At 65.4% G+C, this 18,714-nt stretch carries 17 protein-coding genes; 14 read left to right on the forward strand and 3 right to left on the reverse strand.

Translation table 11 applies throughout. The features are described 5' to 3' along the window. Positions 1 to 4: 4 nt before the first annotated feature. The 8 genes from EOD43_RS10270 to EOD43_RS10305 all read left to right on the forward strand — a co-directional run bounded on the left by EOD43_RS10270 (position 5) and on the right by EOD43_RS10305 (position 8,909). Positions 5 to 751, forward strand: coding sequence for an SDR family oxidoreductase (locus EOD43_RS10270; protein ID WP_127743479.1), 747 nt, complete (start codon positions 5 to 7; stop codon positions 749 to 751). Beyond that, on the forward strand, positions 751 to 1,905 hold the full coding sequence (locus EOD43_RS10275) for an acyl-CoA dehydrogenase family protein (protein ID WP_127743481.1): 1,155 nt from the start codon (positions 751 to 753) through the stop codon (positions 1,903 to 1,905). The genes EOD43_RS10270 and EOD43_RS10275 overlap by 1 nt, the downstream gene beginning before the upstream one ends. After that, positions 1,895 to 2,986, forward strand: a complete 1,092-nt coding sequence (locus EOD43_RS10280) for a CaiB/BaiF CoA transferase family protein (RefSeq protein WP_127743483.1) — start codon at positions 1,895 to 1,897, stop codon at positions 2,984 to 2,986. The genes EOD43_RS10275 and EOD43_RS10280 overlap by 11 nt, the downstream gene beginning before the upstream one ends. A gap of 10 nt (positions 2,987 to 2,996) precedes the next feature. Continuing rightward, entirely contained in the window at positions 2,997 to 4,679 is a 1,683-nt protein-coding gene (locus tag EOD43_RS10285) for an FAD-dependent oxidoreductase (RefSeq protein ID WP_164857183.1), read from the forward strand. 13 nt (positions 4,680 to 4,692) lie between these two features. Next, entirely contained in the window at positions 4,693 to 6,126 is a 1,434-nt protein-coding gene (locus tag EOD43_RS10290; protein ID WP_127743487.1) for an NAD-dependent succinate-semialdehyde dehydrogenase, read from the forward strand. Positions 6,127 to 6,206: 80 nt separating this feature from the next. Next, positions 6,207 to 7,235: a phosphotransferase family protein gene (locus EOD43_RS10295; protein WP_127743489.1), complete on the forward strand. Its 1,029-nt coding sequence runs from the start codon at positions 6,207 to 6,209 to the stop codon at positions 7,233 to 7,235. Further along, positions 7,228 to 7,626 carry a DUF6285 domain-containing protein gene (locus EOD43_RS10300; RefSeq protein WP_206363514.1) on the forward strand — a complete coding sequence of 133 codons (399 nt, stop codon included), beginning with the start codon at positions 7,228 to 7,230 and terminating at the stop codon, positions 7,624 to 7,626. Before EOD43_RS10295 ends, EOD43_RS10300 begins: the two co-directional genes overlap by 8 nt. After that, complete coding sequence (locus tag EOD43_RS10305; protein ID WP_127743491.1) at positions 7,626 to 8,909, forward strand: acyl-CoA dehydrogenase family protein; 1,284 nt, start codon at positions 7,626 to 7,628, stop codon at positions 8,907 to 8,909. Before EOD43_RS10300 ends, EOD43_RS10305 begins: the two co-directional genes overlap by 1 nt. A 48-nt stretch (positions 8,910 to 8,957) precedes the next feature. Here the strand turns inward: EOD43_RS10305 and EOD43_RS10310 are convergent, their stop codons facing one another. Together EOD43_RS10310 and EOD43_RS10315 are read right to left on the reverse strand one after the other, a co-directional pair. After that, entirely contained in the window at positions 8,958 to 9,290 is a 333-nt protein-coding gene (locus EOD43_RS10310; protein ID WP_127743493.1) for a DUF4286 family protein, read from the reverse strand. Between the two features lie 87 nt (positions 9,291 to 9,377). After that, positions 9,378 to 10,904 (reverse strand): long-chain-fatty-acid--CoA ligase, encoded by a 1,527-nt coding sequence (locus EOD43_RS10315; protein ID WP_127743495.1) that lies wholly within the window; start codon positions 10,902 to 10,904, stop codon positions 9,378 to 9,380. A gap of 165 nt (positions 10,905 to 11,069) precedes the next feature. On the opposite strand from EOD43_RS10315, the gene EOD43_RS10320 reads away from it, so the two are divergent. The 6 genes from EOD43_RS10320 (at position 11,070) to EOD43_RS10345 (ending at position 17,405) form a co-directional block, all read left to right on the forward strand. Then, on the forward strand, positions 11,070 to 11,852 hold the full coding sequence (locus EOD43_RS10320) for an enoyl-CoA hydratase-related protein (RefSeq protein ID WP_127743497.1): 783 nt from the start codon (positions 11,070 to 11,072) through the stop codon (positions 11,850 to 11,852). 2 nt (positions 11,853 to 11,854) lie between these two features. Continuing rightward, positions 11,855 to 12,628, forward strand: a complete 774-nt coding sequence (locus EOD43_RS10325) for an SDR family NAD(P)-dependent oxidoreductase (RefSeq protein WP_127743499.1) — start codon at positions 11,855 to 11,857, stop codon at positions 12,626 to 12,628. 10 nt (positions 12,629 to 12,638) lie between these two features. Beyond that, positions 12,639 to 14,681, forward strand: a complete 2,043-nt coding sequence (locus EOD43_RS10330; protein ID WP_127743501.1) for a 3-hydroxyacyl-CoA dehydrogenase NAD-binding domain-containing protein — start codon at positions 12,639 to 12,641, stop codon at positions 14,679 to 14,681. Between the two features lie 20 nt (positions 14,682 to 14,701). Continuing rightward, a complete protein-coding gene (locus tag EOD43_RS10335; protein WP_127743503.1) occupies positions 14,702 to 15,868 on the forward strand; it encodes an acetyl-CoA C-acetyltransferase in 1,167 nt (388 codons plus the stop codon). A gap of 23 nt (positions 15,869 to 15,891) precedes the next feature. Beyond that, entirely contained in the window at positions 15,892 to 16,671 is a 780-nt protein-coding gene (locus EOD43_RS10340) for an SDR family NAD(P)-dependent oxidoreductase (RefSeq protein ID WP_127743506.1), read from the forward strand. A gap of 80 nt (positions 16,672 to 16,751) precedes the next feature. Then, a complete protein-coding gene (locus EOD43_RS10345) occupies positions 16,752 to 17,405 on the forward strand; it encodes a TetR family transcriptional regulator (protein WP_164857184.1) in 654 nt (217 codons plus the stop codon). Positions 17,406 to 17,429: 24 nt separating this feature from the next. Here EOD43_RS10345 and EOD43_RS10350 read toward each other — a convergent pair whose 3' ends face one another. Beyond that, positions 17,430 to 18,572, reverse strand: a complete 1,143-nt coding sequence (locus EOD43_RS10350) for an acyl-CoA dehydrogenase family protein (protein WP_127743508.1) — start codon at positions 18,570 to 18,572, stop codon at positions 17,430 to 17,432. Between the last annotated feature and the right edge of the window lie 142 nt (positions 18,573 to 18,714).

Consider the following 18,714-nt stretch of genomic DNA (forward strand, 5'->3'; position numbering starts at 1 on the left):
AAGAGTGGATCTGGGAATTACCGGCCGGGCGGCCATCGTGACGGGTGCGGGCAGCGGGATCGGCGCGGCGGTCGCGGCGCGGCTCGCAGCCGAAGGCGCTCTGGTGCTGCTGGCCGACGTCAATGAAGGCGGACTGGCCGAACAGGCGGGCGCGATCCGCGCCGCGGGCGGCACATGCGATACGATCATCGCCGATGTCACCAATGCCGAACAGGTCGCCGCGATGATCGATCGTAGCGTGTCGGCATTCGGCGGGGTCGGCATCCTCGTCAACAATGCCGGCTTCACCCGCGACAAGCGGATCACCAAGATGGATGAGAACGATTGGGACGCGGTGGTCGACGTGGTGCTGAAGGGCGCGTTCCTGTGCACCCGCGCTGCGATCCCGCCGATGGCGGATGCGAAGTGGGGCCGCATCGTCAACATCTCGTCACGCGCGCATCTCGGCAATCCGGGGCAGGCCAATTATTCGGCCGCCAAGGCCGGGCTGCTGGGCTTCACCCGCGCGATGTCGATGGAAAATGGCCGTAACGGCATCACCGTCAATTCGGTCGCGCCCGGCCTTGTCGAGACGGCGGCGGTGACGAGCCTGCCGCATTTCCCGTCGATCCAGGAAAATGCAGCGAAGACCACCCCGGTCGGCCGGATGGGCAAGGTGGAGGATATCGCCGACGCGGTCGCTTTCCTCGCGTCCGATCTGGCCGGCTATATCAGCGGCGCGCTGCTCCACGTCACGGGTGGGCGCTACTGATGGCGCTCGATACCGACACGATGACGGCGCTGCGCGATGCGGTTCGCCGCTATGTGCGCGAACGGCTCGTCCCGCTTGAAACCTGGGTCGCGGAAAATGATCGCCTGCCCCCTGATGTCGTGCAGGAAATGCGCGAGATGGGGCTGTTCGGCCTGACCGTGCCCGAGGAGTATGGCGGGCTCGGCCTATCGCTCGCGCAGGAGGTCGAGATCATCTTCGAACTGACGTGGGCGTCGCTTGCCTTCCGGTCGATCACCGCAATGAACCTGGGCGTCGGATCGCAGGCGCTGGTGAAGGAAGGCACGGCCGAACAGCAGGCCGAATGGCTGCCCCGTATCGCGTCGGGCGAGATCATCACCAGTTTCGCGCTGACCGAGCCGGGATCGGGATCGGACAGCGCTGCGTTGCGGACGACGGCGGTGCGCGATGGCGACGACTATGTCCTGAACGGCACGAAGCGGTTCATCAGCAATGCGCCGCATGCCGGCCTGATCACCGTGATCGCGCGGACATCGTCCGAAAAGCTGCCCGGCAATGCCCATTTGACGGCGTTTCTCGTGCCCGCGGGCACGCCCGGCCTCGAGATCGCGCCCGCCGATCACAAGATGGGGCAACAGGGCGCGGCGACCGCCGACGTCATCCTCGACGACGTGCGCGTGCCCGCCAGCGCGATCATTGGAGGCCGGGAAGGGCGAGGTTTCGCGACCGCGATGAAGGTGCTCGATCGCGGCCGGGTCGGCGTCGCCGCCGCCTGTATCGGACAGGCGCAGCGACTGATCCAGGAAATGCTCGATTATGGGCAGGATCGCCAAGCCTTCGGGCAGGCGATCGCCGAATTCCAGCTCGTCCAAGCGATGATGGCCGACAGCATGGCCGAAATGGCGTCTGCCCGCGCCTTGGTGCGCGAGACGGCGGCGCGCTTCGATGCGGGCGAGCGGATCTCGCGTGAGGCGAGTTGCTGCAAGATGCTTGCGTCCGAAATGGTCGGTCGTGTCGCCGATCGCGCGGTGCAGATCCACGGCGGCACCGGCTATATCCGGGGCGTTCCGGTCGAGCGGATGTTCCGCGATGTGCGCGTGCTGCGCATCTACGAAGGCACGACGCAGATCCAGCAACTCGTGATCGCGAAGGACATGCTGCGTCATGGGCTCTGAACCGAAAGGCGCGCTGGCCGGCCTGCGCATCGTCGAGATGGCGGGGATCGGCCCCGGCCCCTTCTGCGGGATGATGCTCGCCGATCATGGCGCGGAGGTGATCCGGGTGGAGCGGCCGGGCGCCGTGATCGAGCATCGCGATCCGCTGCTGCGGTCGCGCGTGTCGGTGGCCCTTGATCTCAAGGATCCGGCCGATCTTGCGCGGCTGATCGATCTGGTGAAGGGGGCGGACGGGCTGATCGAGGGCTATCGCCCCGGCGTGATGGAGCGCCTCGGCCTTGGCCCCGACGTGCTGCTCGCCGCCAATCCGAAGCTGGTTTACGGCCGCATGACCGGGTGGGGACAGACCGGGCCTTATGCGCCCGCCGCAGGCCACGACATCAACTATGTCGCGCTCAGCGGCCTGCTTCACACGATCGGTCGCGCCGACGTGCCGCCTGTCCCCGCGGGCAATTATGTCGGCGACTTCGGAGGCGGGGGCATGATGCTCGCCTTCGGGATGGTCACGGCCTTGCTGGCGGTGCAGCGCGGCGGGCCGGGACAGGTGATCGACTGCGCGATGTGGGAAGGCGCGGCGTTGCTCGGCACGATGATCTACGGCTTCGTTCAGAATGGCCGCTGGGTCGACAAGCGCGAGGCCAATTTCCTCGATGGCGCCGCCCACTTCTACGACAGCTACGAATGCGCCGACGGGCGCTACGTCGCGATCGGCGCGATCGAGCCGCAATTCTATGCGCTGCTGCGCGAGAAGCTGGGCATCGCCGACGATCCCGATTTCGATCCGCAGGACGATGAGGCGGGCTGGCCGCGGCTGAGCGAGAGGATCGCCGCGATCTTCAAGACCAAGACGCGCGATGAGTGGTGCGATCTGCTCGAATATGGCGACGCCTGCTTCGCGCCGATCCTGTCGCTGAGCGAGGCCCCGCAGCACCCGCATGCCAAGGCGCGCGATGCCTTTATCGAGATCGATGGCGTGGTGCAGCCTGCGCCTGGCCCGCGCTTCTCGGCGACTCCGGCGCCGGCGCCGCGCGCCTATCCCGGCAACGGCGCGGATACGAAGTCGGTGTTCAACGACAAATAGGGAGGCGGAGGTGGCCGAGGTCGAACGGAGCTGCGACGTCCTGGTCGCGGGATCGGGGGCGGCGGGCTTCGCGGCGGCGATCACGGCCCGGCTGCTCGGCCTCGACGTCGTGATGGTTGAAAAGGATGCCGTCTATGGCGGCACCAGCGCGCAGTCGGGCGGGATACCGTGGGTACCGGGCACGCGCTATGCGGATGGCGATCCGGCCGAGGACACAGTGCGGGCGCGCACCTATCTGCGCCACGAACTCGGCAATCGCTACGACGCGGCGATGATCGACGCCTATCTCGAGTCCGGGCCTGAAATGGTGGATTTCCTCGAACAGGCGGGCGCTGTCGCCTTCAAATCGCTGTCGCCCTATCCCGATTATCACAGCGAGATCGAAGGCGCGGCATTGGGCGGGCGCGGCCTGCGGCCGGTCGCCTATGACGGGCGGCGTCTCGGCAAGCATTTCGCCACGCTGCGGCCGCCGATCAGCGAACTGATGCTGTTCGGCGGGATGAGCCTGAACGGCGAGCATCTTCACCATTATTATGCGGTGACGCGCAGCCTGAAATCCTTCGCCTTCGTGACGGGACGGGTGGCGCGTTATGCCGTGGATCGACTGTCGGGCTGGTCGCGGGGGACCGAATTGTCGAGCGGTAACGCGCTGATCGGGCGCCTCGCCGAAAAGGCGTTCGCGCTCGATATCCCCTTGCTGCTGTCGACCCCGGTGGTTGAGCTGATCGAGGAGGATGGACGGATCGCCGGCGCTGTCGTGATACGCGATAGCGTCCGGCAGACGATCCGCGCGCGGCGCGGCGTGATCTTCGCGACGGGGGGCTTCTCGCACGACCCGACGCTCCGCGCGGCCTATTTCGCGCCTGAGGCGAGCGCCAGCCTGACGTCGGCCGGCAATGAGGGCGACGCCGCGCGGATGGCGGTGGCGCGTGGAGGCGAGATCGACGACGACATGGTCCAGCCCGCAACCTGGCTGCCGATGAGCGCAGTGCTGCAACCGGGCGGCGGAACCGCTTTCTTCCCGCACCTTGCCGATCGCAACAAACCGGGCTTCATCACGGTCAACCAGCGGGCCGAGCGTTTCGTGAACGAGTCGGTTTCCTATCAGGATTTCGTGCCGCCGATGGTGGCGACGCTGGCGGGGGAGGCGCGGCGTGAAGTCTATCTGATCTGCGATCATCGCGCGCTGCGCCGCTACGGCATCGGCCCGGTGCGGCCGCATCCTGTTTCTTTCGGCCGCTGGCTGCGCAACGGATATCTGGTCGGCGCGCCGAGTGTGGAGGGGCTGGCCATGAAGCTCGGGCTCGATCCCGAACGGCTCGCGCAGACGGTCGCGCGGTTCAACGGATATGCCGTTCATGGCGCCGATCCCGATTTCGGGCGCGGCAGCACCGCCTATCAGCGGGCGATGGGGGATATGTCGCATCGGCCCAGCCCCTCTGTCGGTCCGCTCGATCAGGCGCCCTTTTATGCGGTGCGACTGGTGCCCGGCGATATCGGCACGTCGGTAGGGCTGCGGACCACGCCCGACGCGCAGGTCATCGGACGCGAAGGGCCGATCCCCGGCCTTTATGCCGTGGGCAACGACATGGCCAATCCCACGATGGGGGTTTATCCGGGGCCGGGCGTAACCCTGGGGCCCGCGATGACGTTCGGCTATCGCGCGGCAAAAAGTCTGGCACAGCCCAGCTGATCGGAGAGCATCTATGACGGAATATCAGGCGCGACCCGGCCTCTTCATCGCCGGTAGTTGGCGTTATGGCGAGGGGCGCGATGCGGAGGACATCCTCGATCCGCGCACCGGTCGCGGCCAGGCGGCTGTTCCGCACGCGACCGACGCCGATCTGGACGAGGCGCTGGCGGCGGCGCAGCGTGGCTTCGATCTGTGGCGCAAGACCGCGCCCGAACAGCGCGCGGCGGTTCTTCAGCGCACGGCTGCGATCCTGCGCGAGCGCGCCGATCCTCTGGCCCGGCTGATTACGCTTGAGGAGGGGAAGCCTTTCACCGAGGCGAAGGGCGAGATTGCGGGCGGCGCCGCGATCCTCGAATTTCATGCGGGTGAGGCGATGCGCATCTATGGCCGCGTCCTGCCGCGTCCCGCCGGGCGGCGATCGATGGTACTGCACCAGCCGGTCGGTCCCGTCGCGGCCTTCTGCGCCTGGAACTTCCCGGTGCTGAATGTGGTGCGCAAATTGTCCCCGGCGATCGCATCGGGTTGCTCGATCATCATCAAGCCGAGCGAGGAGGTTGCGGGCTGCGCGAGCGAGGTGATCCGCTGCTTTGAGGAGGCGGGCGTGCCCGGCGATGTGGTGCAGTGCGTCTTCGGCGTGCCCGATGCGGTGTCGCGCAAGCTGCTCGCATCGCCGGTCACGCGCAAACTGAGCTTCACCGGATCGGTGCCGGTCGGCAAGCATTTGATGAAGCTGGCCGCCGACACGATGATGCGCACGACGATGGAGCTGGGCGGGCACGGCCCCGTGCTGGTGTTCGACGATTGCGATCTGGAAAAGACGCTCGACACACTCGTCGCGCACAAATTTCGCAACGCAGGGCAGGTCTGCGTTTCGCCGACGCGCTTTCACGTTCAGCGCGGAATCTACGATCGTTTCGCGGCGGGCTTTGCCGAACGGACCCGGCACGTCGTGGTGGGTGACGGCCTCGACCCGGCGACACAGATGGGGCCGCTCGCCAATCCGCGTCGGCCCGGCGCGATCGAGGCGATGGTCGCCGATGCGACGCGAGCGGGCGCGCGGCTGCTCGCTGGCGGCGGGCGAATGGAAGGAACGGGCTTCTTCTTCCAGCCGACGGTTCTTGCGGACGTGCCGCTGTCCGCGCGCGTGATGAACGAGGAACCGTTCGGCCCGCTCGCGCTACTGACGCCGTTCGACGATTTCGACGACGCGGTGGCGGAGGCGAACCGGCTGCCCTTCGGCCTTGCCGCTTATTGCTTCACCGAAAACGGGCGGCGGCAGAATATGCTCGCCGACGCGCTGGAATCGGGGATGATCGCGATCAACGACGTTCGCGTCAGCGCGCCCGACGCCCCGTTCGGTGGGGTTCGCGATAGCGGTCATGGTTCCGAAGACGGGCCGGAAGGGATCGCCGCGCACATGATCACCAAGGCGGTGCACATCGCGTGATTATTATTTAATCGACTGAATAAATCTTGGCATCGACCTTTCCGGCGGCTATCGCGGCAGAAAGAAACAGGGAAGGTCGGATGCAGAAAGCGGCGGACAGCGACGTGCGTGAAGGCGAAACGCCCTTTGACGCGCGTGTTGCCGCCTTGGTCGATCGCATCGTTCCCGGCGCGCGCGTGACCGCGCTCAGGCGGCTGAGCGGCGGCGCGATGCAGGAAAGCTGGTCGATCGCTGTCGATCGCGATGGCGGGCAGCAGGAGCGCCTGATCCTGCGTCGGGGCAAGACCGGCGCGCCGCGCCATATCCTCGATGCCGGATTTCCGATCGAGGCGGCGGCCATCCGCGCGGCCTATGCCGCGGGCGCCCCGGTGCCCGAAGTCCGCCATGAACTCGAAATCATCGATGGGCTGGGGGAGGGGTTCGTCAGCGATCATGTCGACGGCAACACGTTTGCCCGCGCGATCCAGCGCGACGATCGGTTCAGCGCCGCGCGCGCCGGCTTCGCCCGTCAGTGCGGGGATATCCTCGCGCGCATCCACGGCGCACCGACCGCTGGTCTGCCGCCGATGCGAAAGGCGCAGGCGGGCGAGATGATCGATTTTCTTAGCCGTTCGATCGCGACCGATCCGGTTCCGCGTCCTGTATTTGCTTATGCATTGCGCTGGCTGCGCGCGAACCGGTCCGAGCCGCTCGAAACCCCCGCATTGGTGCACGGCGATTTCCGCCTGGGCAATCTGATGGTCGATGATGACGGCATTCGCGCGGTGCTCGACTGGGAGCAGACCCATCTGGGCGATCCGGCGGAGGATTTCGGGTGGCTGTGCCTGCCGCCGTGGCGCTTCGGCCAGGTGGATCGCCCGGTCGGCGGGATCGGTGCGCTCGACGATCTGATCAATGCCTATCGCGCCGCAGGCGGGGTGATGGATCGCGCGCGTGTCCATTGGTGGAGCGTCGCGGGCAGCTTGCGCTGGGGCGTGCATTGCCGCGAGATGCTCGATCGTTTTCATGGCGACGATCCCAGCGTCGAGCGCGGCATGATCGCGCGCCGCCTGTCCGAGAATGAGATCGACCTGCTGACCACGATCGCGGGAGGGCCGAACCATGCATGATGCGCCGACACCCACCGAGTTGATCGCCGCGGTTGCGCGATTGCTGCGCGATGAGATCGTGCCCGCACTCGATGGCGTACTGTCCTTCCAGGCGCGCGTCGCCGCCAACGCGCTCGATCTCGTCGCCCGACAGATCGGCGAGGATGGCGAGATTGCCGTTGCCGAACATGGGCGGTTGGAACAGCTCATGGGCCGGCAGGGCAGTGTTGCCGAACTGAGCCGCGCGCTGGCCGATGCGATCGCCGAAGGCCGCGATCCGCCGGGTCTCGAACAGCATCTTCTGGCGACTACGCTCGCCAAACTCGCCGTCGATCAGCCCCGTTATGCCGGCATAAGCCGCGCCGGGGGCGTGTTCGGCACCCTGCCATCCCCGTCACAGGATCTGCCCTGATGGATTTCGCCCTGCCGCCCGAACTGGTCGCCTATCTCGCCGAACTCGATCGATTCATCGAGGCGGAGATCAAGCCGCTTCAGGACGCCGACGACAATATCCGCTTCTTCGATCACCGGCGCGAACATAGCCGCACCGATTGGGACAATGACGGCCTGCCGCGTCCCGAATGGGAGGCGCTGCTGCACGAGGCGCAGCGCCGCGCTGATCGCGCGGGCCATTTCCGCTTCGCCAATCCGGTCGAGTTCGGCGGGAAGGGCGGATCGAACCTGTGGATGGCGGTGATCCGCGAGCATCTGGCGGCCAAGGGGCTTGGCCTGCACAACGATCTGCAGAACGAACATTCGATCGTCGGCAATCAGCCGCTGGTCGTCCTGTTTCGCGATTTCGGTACGCCCGAGCAGAAGGATGCCTTCATCCCCGGCCTGCTGAAGGACGAACTGTTCGTCTGCTTCGGCCTGACCGAGCCGGATCACGGATCAGACGCCACCTTCATGGAAACGCGGGCCGTGCGCGAGACGCGCGACGGCGTTGCCGGTTGGCGGATCGACGGGCCGAAGATGTGGATCACCGGCATGCACAAGGCCAGCCATTGCGCGATCTTCGCGCGGAGCGGCGGTGCAGATGGCGATGCCGATGGGATCAGTTGCTTCCTCGTGCCGGTGCCGAGCGAGGGGCTGGTGGTCGAGGAATGGCTGTGGACCTTCAACATGCCGACCGATCATCCGCGCCTGTCGCTGACCAACGTCTGGGTGCCCGAAGGCGCACTGCTGGGGCCGGAGGGCAAGGGGCTGTCGGTCGCGCAGGCCTTCGTCCATGAAAACCGGATACGGCAGGCGGCCAGCTCATTGGGGGCGGCGACCTACTGCATTCGCGAGAGCGTTGACTATGCCGTGAAGCGTCGGCCGTTCGGCAAGCCGCTGGCGGCCAATCAGGGGATCCAGTTCCCGCTGGTCGAACTTGCGACCCAGGCCGAAATGCTGCGCCAGCTGATCTACAAGACCGCCTGGGAAATGGACCAGATGCCCCATCCGGAGGTGGCGCAGAAGCTGTCCGACAAGGTGTCGATGTGCAATTATTACGCGAACCGGCTGTGTTGTGAGGCGGCCGATCGCGCAATGCAGGTGCATGGTGGCATCGGCTATTCGCGGCACAAGCCGTTCGAACACATCTATCGCCACCACCGCCGCTATCGGATCACCGAGGGCGCGGAGGAGATTCAGATGCGCAAGGTCGCGGCTTTCCTGTTCGGCTTTGCGGGGCCGAACAAGCGGCGCGACTGAGGGGCGGGGTGGTCCGGGCCGCCGATGGCGTCCGGACCTGCAACCCGCTTATTCGCCCTTGGCGAGCGTCTTGATCGGGGTCAGCAGCGCGATGCCGCTTTCGGCGCTCATCGAATCGGTCTGCGACAATTCGCCCGACTGCATCTTCGCGCCCAGCTTGCCGAAGTCGCGCATCGGATCGTCCGATTCCATTTCGTAGAGCGCGACGTACTTACCGGGAAACTGGCCCATCACCGGCACGGTCAGTTCGAAACGCTCGGCGCGTTCGAAGCCGTCGCAGCTCAGCACGTCGCGCAGATGCTGCTCATTGTACCAGCGATTATATTCCTCGCCCTTGCCCTCGACTGGGCTGGTGACGACCATCAAAATGTAACGCGCCAAGACGTCCTCCTCTCCATTGTCGATCCGAGATGTGTCGCGAACCGACGATGGTGACAAGCCGTCACGGCTTACGGATTATGGACAGATTCACGCCGTAGCCGCCGGTTGCGGGGCGTGGGCTTCGCGCAAGGCCCGGCGCAGCAACTTGCCCGATGCGTTACGAGGCAAGGCGTCGATGAAGATGAAGGTCTTGGGCACCTTGAACGCCGCGATACGCTCGCGGCACCACATACGTAGATCGGCCTGATCCAGCGCTGCGCCATCGCGCGTGACGATCACCGCCGCGACGCTTTCGCCCCAGCGTTCGTCGGGCAGCCCGATCACGCCGACTTCCTCGATCGCCGGATGTTCGAGCAGCATGCTTTCGACCTCGAGCGGGTAGATATTCTCGCCGCCCGAAATGATCATGTCCTTGATCCGATCGAGCACGAAGAGATAGCCGTCGGCATCGAGCAGCCCCGCATCGCCGGTGCGCAGCCATCCATCCTCGCCCATCGCCTCCGCCGTGGCATCGGGGCGGTTCCAATAGCCCGAGAAATTGGCGCAGGATCGGATCTCGACCTGGCCGAGCGTGTCGGGTGGCAGGACATTGCCTTCGGTGTCGGTGATGCGCAGTTCGACCGTCGGCATCGCCCGACCGGCAGCGTTGAGCTTGGGTGGCTGCTCGCCGCGATGGTCGTCGGGGCCGAGCGCGATCACAGTGCCGGCGGTCTCGGTCATCCCATATTGCTGCGCGAAATTGCACCCGATCCGGGCGATCGCCTCGCGCAGCAAAGGCATCGGCATAGGGCTGGCGCCGTAGAGGATCGTGCGCAGCGAGGAGAAGTCGGTGGTCGCCGCGGCCGGCGCGTGAAGCAGGGATTGCAGCGCGGTCGGCACGATGAACATCTTCGTGAAGCCGCCGCGATCGAGCAGAGCGAGGATTTCGTCGGCGTCGAACTCACGCATCAGATGGTTGGTCGCGCCGGTTTCCAGCCCCATCAGCAGCCAGCCGATGCCCCCGATGTGGAACAGCGGCATCGCCACCAACCCGACATCTTCGGGCACCCATGTCCACCAGTCGAGATGGCGCCAGATATCCTTGCCGCCCAGCAGCGCGCGATGGCTGATCAGCGCGCCTTTGGGAAAGCCGGTCGTGCCCGATGTGTAGAGCTGGATCGCGATATGTTCGGGATCGATCTCAGTGGGAGAGGCGATCGGCGGGCGATCACGCCACGCGCGATAATCTTCGCCGTCGATCGCGATCGTGCGGGGCAGCGGTTCGTTGAGCCGGGCATGCTGTTCGGCATCGACGAACAGGATTTTCGCGGCGCTATCGGTGATGATGAAGGCGATCTCGCGCGGGCTGAGCCGCCAGTTGATCGGCACCAGCACCGCGCCGACCATGCACGCCCCCGCCCAGATTTCGAGGAAAGCGGGATGGTTCTTCGCGAGGATGGCGATCCGGTCGTCCTTGCCGATCCCGGCATCCGCCAGCGCGGCGGCGACGCCTTCGGCGCGGGCGGCGAGCGTTACGAAGTCGATCGAGGTGCCTTCGTAACGGATGGCATCGATCGTCGGCCGTTCGATCGCGTGTCGGCGGATCATCCTGCCGATCGTGTCGTTGGCCGGCATCTCGCGCTCTCCCTTATGGCCGTGCCTGAGGCACTTTAATCGTGAACTTAACAATGCGTCGCCCGATAGTCCATTGTCGGACGTGGGTTGCGGGATAAAATTAATCGATCAATTGACATGTTGGAAAGCCGTCCGCTAACCGGGCATGGAAAGCGGGGATCGACGATGAAATTCGAAACGATCGAGATCGAAGATGTCGGTGCGGTGCGCATCGTCCGGCTCGCCGTGCCCGAGGCGCTCAACGCCATGTCGGTGCAGATGTGCGAGGATCTGATCGCGGCGATCGACGCCTTGGGTCCGGAAGTGCGCGCCATGCTGATGATCGGCAAGGGCAAGGCATTCTGTTCGGGCGCCAATCTCGGCAAGATCGACATGATGGCGGGCGGCGAGAAGCTCGATTTCGGGCAGATGCTCGAAGATCAGGTCAATCCGCTGATGATGCGGCTTCGCGATCTCGACATTCCGTGGATCAGCGCGGTGCGCGGGCCGGCGGCAGGTGCCGGGTGCGCGCTGGCGCTGGCGGCGGACCTGATCGTCGCCAGCGAGACCGCTTATTTCATGCAGGCCTTCGTGCGGATCGGCCTCGTCCCCGATGCGGGATCGACGTGGATGCTGCCCCGCGCCGTGGGCCGGGCGCGGGCGATGGAAATGATGCTGCTGGGCGAGCGCGTTTCGGCGGCACAGGCGCTCGACTGGGGGCTGATCAACCGGGTCGTGGCGGACGACGCGCTGGAGGCCGCCGCGCTCGATATCGCGCAGAGGCTGGCGGCGGGGCCGCGCAGCGTCGCGATGCTGCGGCAGCAGGTGTGGCGCGCGCTCGATACGAGCTGGGGCGAAGCATTGGCGGCTGAGCGGATCGCGCAGCGCGACGCGGGCTTCACCGATGATGCGCAGGAAGGGATCGCGGCCTTCTTGGCCAAGCGACCCGCTGTCTTTCAAGGGCGATAGGCATGGGCGGCTATAGTTTCGACCTGACCGGGCGGACCGTGCTGGTCACCGGCGCGTCTTCGGGCATCGGACGGCATTTCGCCAAGAAACTCGCGCGCAGCGGCGCGCGGGTCGCGCTGGCGGCGCGGCGGATCGAAGCGTTGGAGAGCCTGCGCGCCGAGATCGAGGCAGATGGCGGCATCGCCGTCGCCACGCCGATGGACGTCGCCGACGAGGCATCGACCATTGCCGCCTATGACGCGATCGAAGCGGCGATCGGCCCGGTCGACAGCGTGATCGCCAATGCCGGGGTTAGCTCGGGCAAGAGCGCACTCGGCATGGACATCGACGAGTTCGATCGCATCGTCGCGATCAACCAGCGCGGCGTGTTCCTTACGGCGCGCGAGGGCGCTCGACGCATGATCAAGGCGGGATCGGCCGAGCGGGGACATGGCCGGATCGTCATCATATCCTCGGTCACGGCCTGGTACACGTCGGCACATACCGTCACCTACAGTGCCACCAAGGCGGCGGTGACGCAGATGGGGCGCACGATGGCGCTCGACTGGGCGAACAAGGGCGTCAACGTGAACGTCGTCTGCCCCGGCTATATGCGCACCGAACTGACCGATGATTTCCTGTCGTCGGACAAGGGGCAGGCGCTGCTGGACAGCTTTCCGCGACGGCGGTTGATGGACATCGACGTGCTCGATCCCACCGTCCTCTTCCTGTGCTCCGATGCGAGTGCGCAGATCACCGGATCGGTCTTCGCGATCGATGACGGCCAGACCCTTTGAGGCGACAGGCATGACCATCTCCACCATCGAACGCGACGGCGATGTCGCGCTGCTGCTGATCGACTCACCGCCGGTCAATGCGCTGGGCGCGGCTGTGCGAAATGCGCTCGATGCCGGGCTGAAGGCGCTGGTCGCAGACGATGCAGTGCGGGCGATCGTCATCCGGTGCCGGGGCCGAACCTTCTTCGCGGGCGCCGACATTTCGGAGTTCGGCAAGCCGCTGGGCCGCCCCGATCTGAACGACATTTTCGCGGTGATCGAGGGTTCGACCAAGCCGGTGATCTCGGCGATCCACGGCACGGCGCTGGGCGGCGGATTCGAACTCGCGCTCGCCTGTCATGGCCGGATCGCGAGCGCGGATGCGAAAGTGGGCCTGCCAGAAGTGTCGCTGGGCCTGCTGCCGGGCGCGGGCGGAACCCAACGCACGCCGCGGATCGCGGGCGTGGAGCGCGCGCTCGATCTGATCGTGGGCGGTGCGCCGATCGGTGCCAGGCGAGCGCACGAACTGGGGCTGATCGACGAGATTGCGATTGGCGATCTGCGCGCCGATGCGGTGGCCTATGCGCGGACGATGGCGGCCGAGCGTCGCTTGCCGCGCATTCGTGATCGCGCGCCCGATCTTGATGTCGAGGCGGCCAAGATAGCGATCGCGGCCTATCGCGAGCGCAATCCGCGCAGCTTCGTGGGATTCAAGGCACCCGATCTGATCTTGCAGTCGATAGAGGCAGCGGTAACGCTCGATTTCGATGCGGGACTCAAGCGCGAATGGGAGCTGTTCGAACAGGCGATGGCGACCCCGGAATCGGCGGCGCAGCGCCACATCTTCTTCGCGGAACGCGCAGCGGCGAAGGTGCAGGGCCTGCCGGCTGATGCCAAGCCGCTGCCCGTCGTGAAGGTCGCGGTGATCGGTGCGGGGACGATGGGGAGCGGGATTGCGACCGCCTTCCTCAACATCGGCCTGTCGGTGACACTGGTCGATCGCGATGCAGGCGCGGTGGAACGCGGCGCGGGCGGGATCGCGAAGACGCTGCGCGCGCTTGCCGAGAAGGGACGGATCAAGGCCGAAGAGGCTGAGCGGCGGATCGGATTGCTGAACACCGGAACCGAAATTGGCGTGGCGGTGGCCGACGCCGATCTGGCGATCGAGGCGGTGTACGAAGATATGGCACTCAAGCAGGCAATCTTCCGCGAACTGGATCAGGCCGCGAAGCCCGGCGCGATTCTGGCGAGCAACACCAGCTTCCTCGATCTCGATGCGATTGCCGCGGTCACGGGGCGGCCCGATCGGGTGATCGGCCTCCACTTCTTCGCGCCAGCCAACATCATGCGGCTGCTGGAGGTGGTGCGCGGCGCGAAGACCGCGCCTGAAGTGGTGGCAACCGGCATGGCGCTGGGCCGCAAGCTGGGCAAGGTCGCGATCCTGTCGGGCGTGTGCCACGGCTTCATCGCCAATCGGATCATGCAAACCTGCGTCGACGCGGCGCAGGAATTGCTGCTGGCGGGCGTCATGCCGTGGCGGATCGATCGAGTGATGACCGACTATGGCATGGCGATGGGGGTCTTCACGATGCTCGATCTGGTCGGTGTCGACGTGATCGGATGGGATCGCGCGAACAGCGCGGGCCGCACGGTGCAGGAGGTGCTGTGCGAAGCCGATCGCTGGGGCCAGAAGAAGGGCGCCGGCTATTACGATTATGACGATCGCCGTCGCCCGACCCCGTCGCTGTGGGTCGAGCAGGTGGTGCGCGATTTCGCGGCAAAGAGCGGGGTCGAGCCGCGCGACTACAGCGATGCCGAACTGCTGGAGCGGCTGTTCTACCCGATCGTCAACGAAGGCGCGAAGGTGCTGGACGAAGGGATCGCGCAGCGCGCGTCCGACATCGATATCGCGATGGTCACGGGCTATGGCTGGCCGGTCTATCGCGGCGGGCCGATGATCTGGGGCGACCAGACCGGCCTTCCAAAGATCGTGGCCGCGCTCGATGCCCGTGGCGCCGATGTCTCCCCATTGCTGCGCCGCCATGCCGGTGACGGCACATCCTTCACCGCATGAACAACGGATCGAGATCGAGCATGAGCAAGGAAGCCTATATCGTCGCCACCGGTCGCACCGCGGGCGGGCGCAGGAATGGCAAGCTGAAGGACTGGCATCCGGCCGATCTGGGCGGCGCGGTGCTCGATGCGCTGGTCGATCGATCGGGGATCGATCCTAAGGTGATCGAGGACGTGATCATGGGCTGCATCAGCCAGGCCGGCGAGCAGAGCATGCAGGTGGGCCGCAGCGCGGTGATGGCATCGGTGCTGCCGGACAGCGTGCCTGCGGTAACGATCGACCGGCAGTGCGGTTCGTCGCAGCAGGCGGTCCAGTTCGCGGCGCAGGCGATCATGTCGGGCACGCAAGACATCGTGATCGCGGCGGGCGTCGAAAGCATGACGCGGGTGCCGATGGGTGTCGCCACCTGGCTGCCGGCGAAGGAAGGGATTGGCGAAGGCCCCTGGTCGCAGAAGATCAAGGATCGCTATGGCGTCGAGGAGTTCAGCCAGTTCACCGGCGCGCAAATGATGGCGACCAAATATGGCTTCAGCCGGGAAGATCTCGATGCCTTTGCGCTCGAAAGTCACCGGCGCGCGGCGGCCGCGACTCAGTCGGGCGCGTTCGATGCCGAAGTCGTGCCGCTGACCCTGGCCGATGGGACGCGCCACATCCACGATGAGGGCATTCGTTATGATGCTTCGATGGAATCGCTGGGCGGTGTGAAACTGCTGCAAGAGGGTGGGGTCATTACCGCCGCCAGCGCCAGTCAGATTTGCGACGGCGCTTCGGGCGTGATGATCGCCAGCGCGCGAGCCGTGAAAGATCATGGGCTTACCCCGCTCGCCCGCATCCATAGCTTTTCGGTGACGGCGGGCGATCCGGTAATCATGCTGGAGGAACCGATCCCCGCGACCGCGCACGCGCTGAAGCGCGCGGGGATGGCGATCGGCGATATCGACCTGTTCGAGGTGAACGAAGCCTTCGCGCCGGTGCCGCTTGCGTGGTTGCAGGTGACGGGGGCGGACCCGGCGAAACTCAACGTCAATGGCGGGGCGATCGCGCTCGGCCATCCGTTGGGGGCGAGCGGGACGAAGTTGATGACCACGCTCGTTCACGCATTGCGTGCGCGCGGCAAGCGTTATGGCCTACAGACGATGTGTGAAGGCGGTGGCATCGCCAATGTGACCATCGTCGAAGCGCTTTAAGACAGACAGATAGGACGGGATCGATGAGACTTTCGGGAACGGCGGCGGTGGTGACAGGCGCGGCGAGTGGCCTGGGCGAGGCGACGGCGCGCGCGCTGGCGGCCGAGGGCGTCAAGGTCGCGATCTTCGACCTGAACGAGGCGGCCGGCGAGGCCATCGCGGCCGAGATCGGCGGCACCTTCTGCAAGGTCGACGTGACCAACGATGCCTCGGTCGACGCGGCTTTCGCGAAGGCGCGGGCTGCGCATGGGCAGGAACGCATCCTGATCAACTGCGCGGGCATCGGTAATGCGATCAAGACCGCGAGCCGCGACAAAGCGACCGGCGAGGCCAAGCATTTCCCGCTCGATGCCTTCGAAAAGGTGATCCAGGTCAACCTGATCGGCAGCTTCCGCTGCATCGCCAAGGCGGCGGCGGGCATGCTGTCGCTCGATCCGATGGCGGATGGCGAACGCGGGGCGATCGTGAACACCGCATCGGTTGCGGCCGAGGATGGGCAGATGGGGCAGGCGGCCTATTCGGCGTCGAAGGGCGGCATCGTGGGCATGACCCTGCCGATCGCGCGCGACCTGATGAGCGAGGGTATTCGCGTCAATACGATCCTGCCGGGCATCTTCGCCACCCCGCTGATGCTGGGTATGGGCGACAAGGTGGTCGATGCGCTGTCGGCGATGGTGCCTTTCCCCAAGCGGTTGGGCATGCCGGCCGAATATGCGGCGCTGGCGATCGAGATGTGCCGCAACAGCTATTTCAACGGCGAAGATGTGCGGCTCGACGGTGCGATCCGCATGGCGCCGCGCTGACGATCGATCCATTCGCTTGAACCGGGACGGGGATTTCGTATTGTCCTTTCGTGTCACAGATCCAGGAAACAAGTCTCCCCGTGCCGTCGAGTAACGAAAGGAGCTCGTCGCGGCAGGCGCTGATCGACGCTGCAAAGTCGTTGATGATCGAGCGCGGCTCCATCGAAGTGTCGCTGAGCGAGATCGCACAGCGATCCGGCCTGAACTCGGCGCTCGTCAAATATTATTTCGGTGGGAAGCAGGGGCTTCTTCTTGCGCTGCTCGAAGATGTTCTGGGGCCGAGCATGCGGCAGATGGAAGGTCTGCTGACGATGGATGTGCCTTCGGTCGAAAAACTGAAGCTACACGTCAAGGGCATCATCAACATCTATTTCCGCTATCCCTTCGTCAATCGATTGATCCATTATCTGTTCGAGGATCAGCAGGCGGGCGAGAAGGTGGCGGAGACGATATCACGCCCATTGGCCAAGACGCAGCGCAGCTTGATCGAACAGGGCATTGCCGAAGGCGTGTTCAAGCCGATCGATCCCAAACTGGTCTACTTCATCGTGCTTGGGGCGTGCGATCACCTGTTCTTCGGCACGCAGATGCTGCGGATCGCCTTTGGCGTCGAAGGCGTCGATGATGATCTGCGCCGGTCGTACACCGATACGCTGCTCGAGCTTCTGCTCAACGGCATGACGGTCGATAAGCCGCCGGTCGAGCGGGGAGGGCCGCGGGTCAGATTGCTCTGACCCGCGCCGCGTGACCCGGCCCGGTCAGAGCGACCGGGCGATCACTTCCTTCATGATCTCCGATGTGCCGCCATAGATGCGGGTCACACGTGCGTCGCGCCACAGGCGGGCGATCATATATTCGTTCATATAGCCCGCCCCGCCGTGCAGCTGGAGCGCCTGATCGGCGACTTCGCCGAGGAGTTCCGAATGGAACAGCTTGGCGGCGGAGGCTTCGGCGGTCGTAAGGTTGCCTGCGACATGGCGCGCGATCGCCCAGTCGAGATGCGCCCAGCCAACTTGGATCTTCGCGGCGAGCGCGGCGAGGGTGAAGCGGCTGTTCTGGAACTCGAAAATCGGTTTGCCGAACGCCTTGCGATCCTTGGTGAAATTAATCGCTTCATCGAACGCGCGCTGCGTGCAGGCCATTGCCGAGACCGCGATCGACAGCCGTTCCTGCGGCAACTGGGTCATCAGATAGGCTAAGCCCTTGCCTTCCTCGCCCAGGCAATTGCCGATGGGGATGCGTACTTCGTTGAAGAACAACTCCGACGTGTCGGCCGAATGCTGGCCGATCTTGTCCAGGTTACGCCCGCGCGCGAAGCCTTCGCGATCAGCCTCGACGATGACGAGCGAGGTGCTGGCCGATCCGGTGCCGGCGTCGGTCTTCACCACGACGATCACGAAATCGGCATTCTGGCCGTTGGTGATGTAGGTCTTCGATCCGTTGACGACATAATGATCGCCGTCACGCTGCGCGGTCGCGCGGATGCCGCGCAGGTCCGATCCGGCGCCGGGCTCGGTCATCGCGATCGCGCCGATGATGTCGCCGGATATCATGCCGGGCAGCAGCTTCTGCTTCTGCTCCTCCGATCCATAATGGACGATATAGTCCGCAACGATGTCCGACTGGAGCGAAAGGCCCGCCGACGACCCGGTATAGGCCAGTTCCTCGTCGACCACCGCATTATAGCTGAAATCGAGACCCAGGCCGCCATAGGCTTCGGGAACGGTGGGGCAGAGCAGGCCGGCTTCGCCTGCCGCTTTCCAGAACGCGCGATCGACGATCCCTTCGCGCTCGTGCCGATCGAGATGCGGGACCAATTCTCGTTCGAAGAGACGCCGGACCTGTTCGCGAAAAAGGTCGTGGCTCTCGCCATAGGCAAGGCGACCGGACGACGGCATCATGGGCATTCTCCCCGAAAAGGATGCGGATTTTGAATCCCGGCTATCCCTCAAGGATGGGGTGGTCAACCTTGCGTGAGAATTTAATCAATCGAATACATAATTGCCGATCGGGATTCGCAATGCTAGGTCGATCGCGCATATG

Origin of the sequence: Sphingomonas crocodyli (assembly GCF_004005865.1) — a bacterium.
Taxonomy (GTDB): domain Bacteria; phylum Pseudomonadota; class Alphaproteobacteria; order Sphingomonadales; family Sphingomonadaceae; genus Rhizorhabdus; species Rhizorhabdus crocodyli.

Excerpts from the sequence above, each read along its gene's own strand:
- EOD43_RS10290 (WP_127743487.1), top strand. The coding sequence starts at position 4,693 with ATGACGGAATATCAGGCGCGACCCGGCCTCTTCATCGCCGGTAGTTGG.
- EOD43_RS10340 (WP_127743506.1), top strand. The coding sequence starts at position 15,892 with ATGAGACTTTCGGGAACGGCGGCGGTGGTGACAGGCGCGGCGAGTGGC.
- EOD43_RS10325 (WP_127743499.1), top strand. The coding sequence starts at position 11,855 with ATGGGCGGCTATAGTTTCGACCTGACCGGGCGGACCGTGCTGGTCACC.
- EOD43_RS10330 (WP_127743501.1), top strand. The coding sequence starts at position 12,639 with ATGACCATCTCCACCATCGAACGCGACGGCGATGTCGCGCTGCTGCTG.
- EOD43_RS10305 (WP_127743491.1), top strand. The coding sequence starts at position 7,626 with ATGGATTTCGCCCTGCCGCCCGAACTGGTCGCCTATCTCGCCGAACTC.
- EOD43_RS10275 (WP_127743481.1), top strand. The coding sequence starts at position 751 with ATGGCGCTCGATACCGACACGATGACGGCGCTGCGCGATGCGGTTCGC.
- EOD43_RS10295 (WP_127743489.1), top strand. The coding sequence starts at position 6,207 with ATGCAGAAAGCGGCGGACAGCGACGTGCGTGAAGGCGAAACGCCCTTT.
- EOD43_RS10350 (WP_127743508.1), bottom strand. The coding sequence starts at position 18,572 with ATGATGCCGTCGTCCGGTCGCCTTGCCTATGGCGAGAGCCACGACCTT.
- EOD43_RS10335 (WP_127743503.1), top strand. The coding sequence starts at position 14,702 with ATGAGCAAGGAAGCCTATATCGTCGCCACCGGTCGCACCGCGGGCGGG.
- EOD43_RS10315 (WP_127743495.1), bottom strand. The coding sequence starts at position 10,904 with ATGCCGGCCAACGACACGATCGGCAGGATGATCCGCCGACACGCGATC.
- EOD43_RS10320 (WP_127743497.1), top strand. The coding sequence starts at position 11,070 with ATGAAATTCGAAACGATCGAGATCGAAGATGTCGGTGCGGTGCGCATC.
- EOD43_RS10300 (WP_206363514.1), top strand. The coding sequence starts at position 7,228 with ATGCATGATGCGCCGACACCCACCGAGTTGATCGCCGCGGTTGCGCGA.
- EOD43_RS10280 (WP_127743483.1), top strand. The coding sequence starts at position 1,895 with ATGGGCTCTGAACCGAAAGGCGCGCTGGCCGGCCTGCGCATCGTCGAG.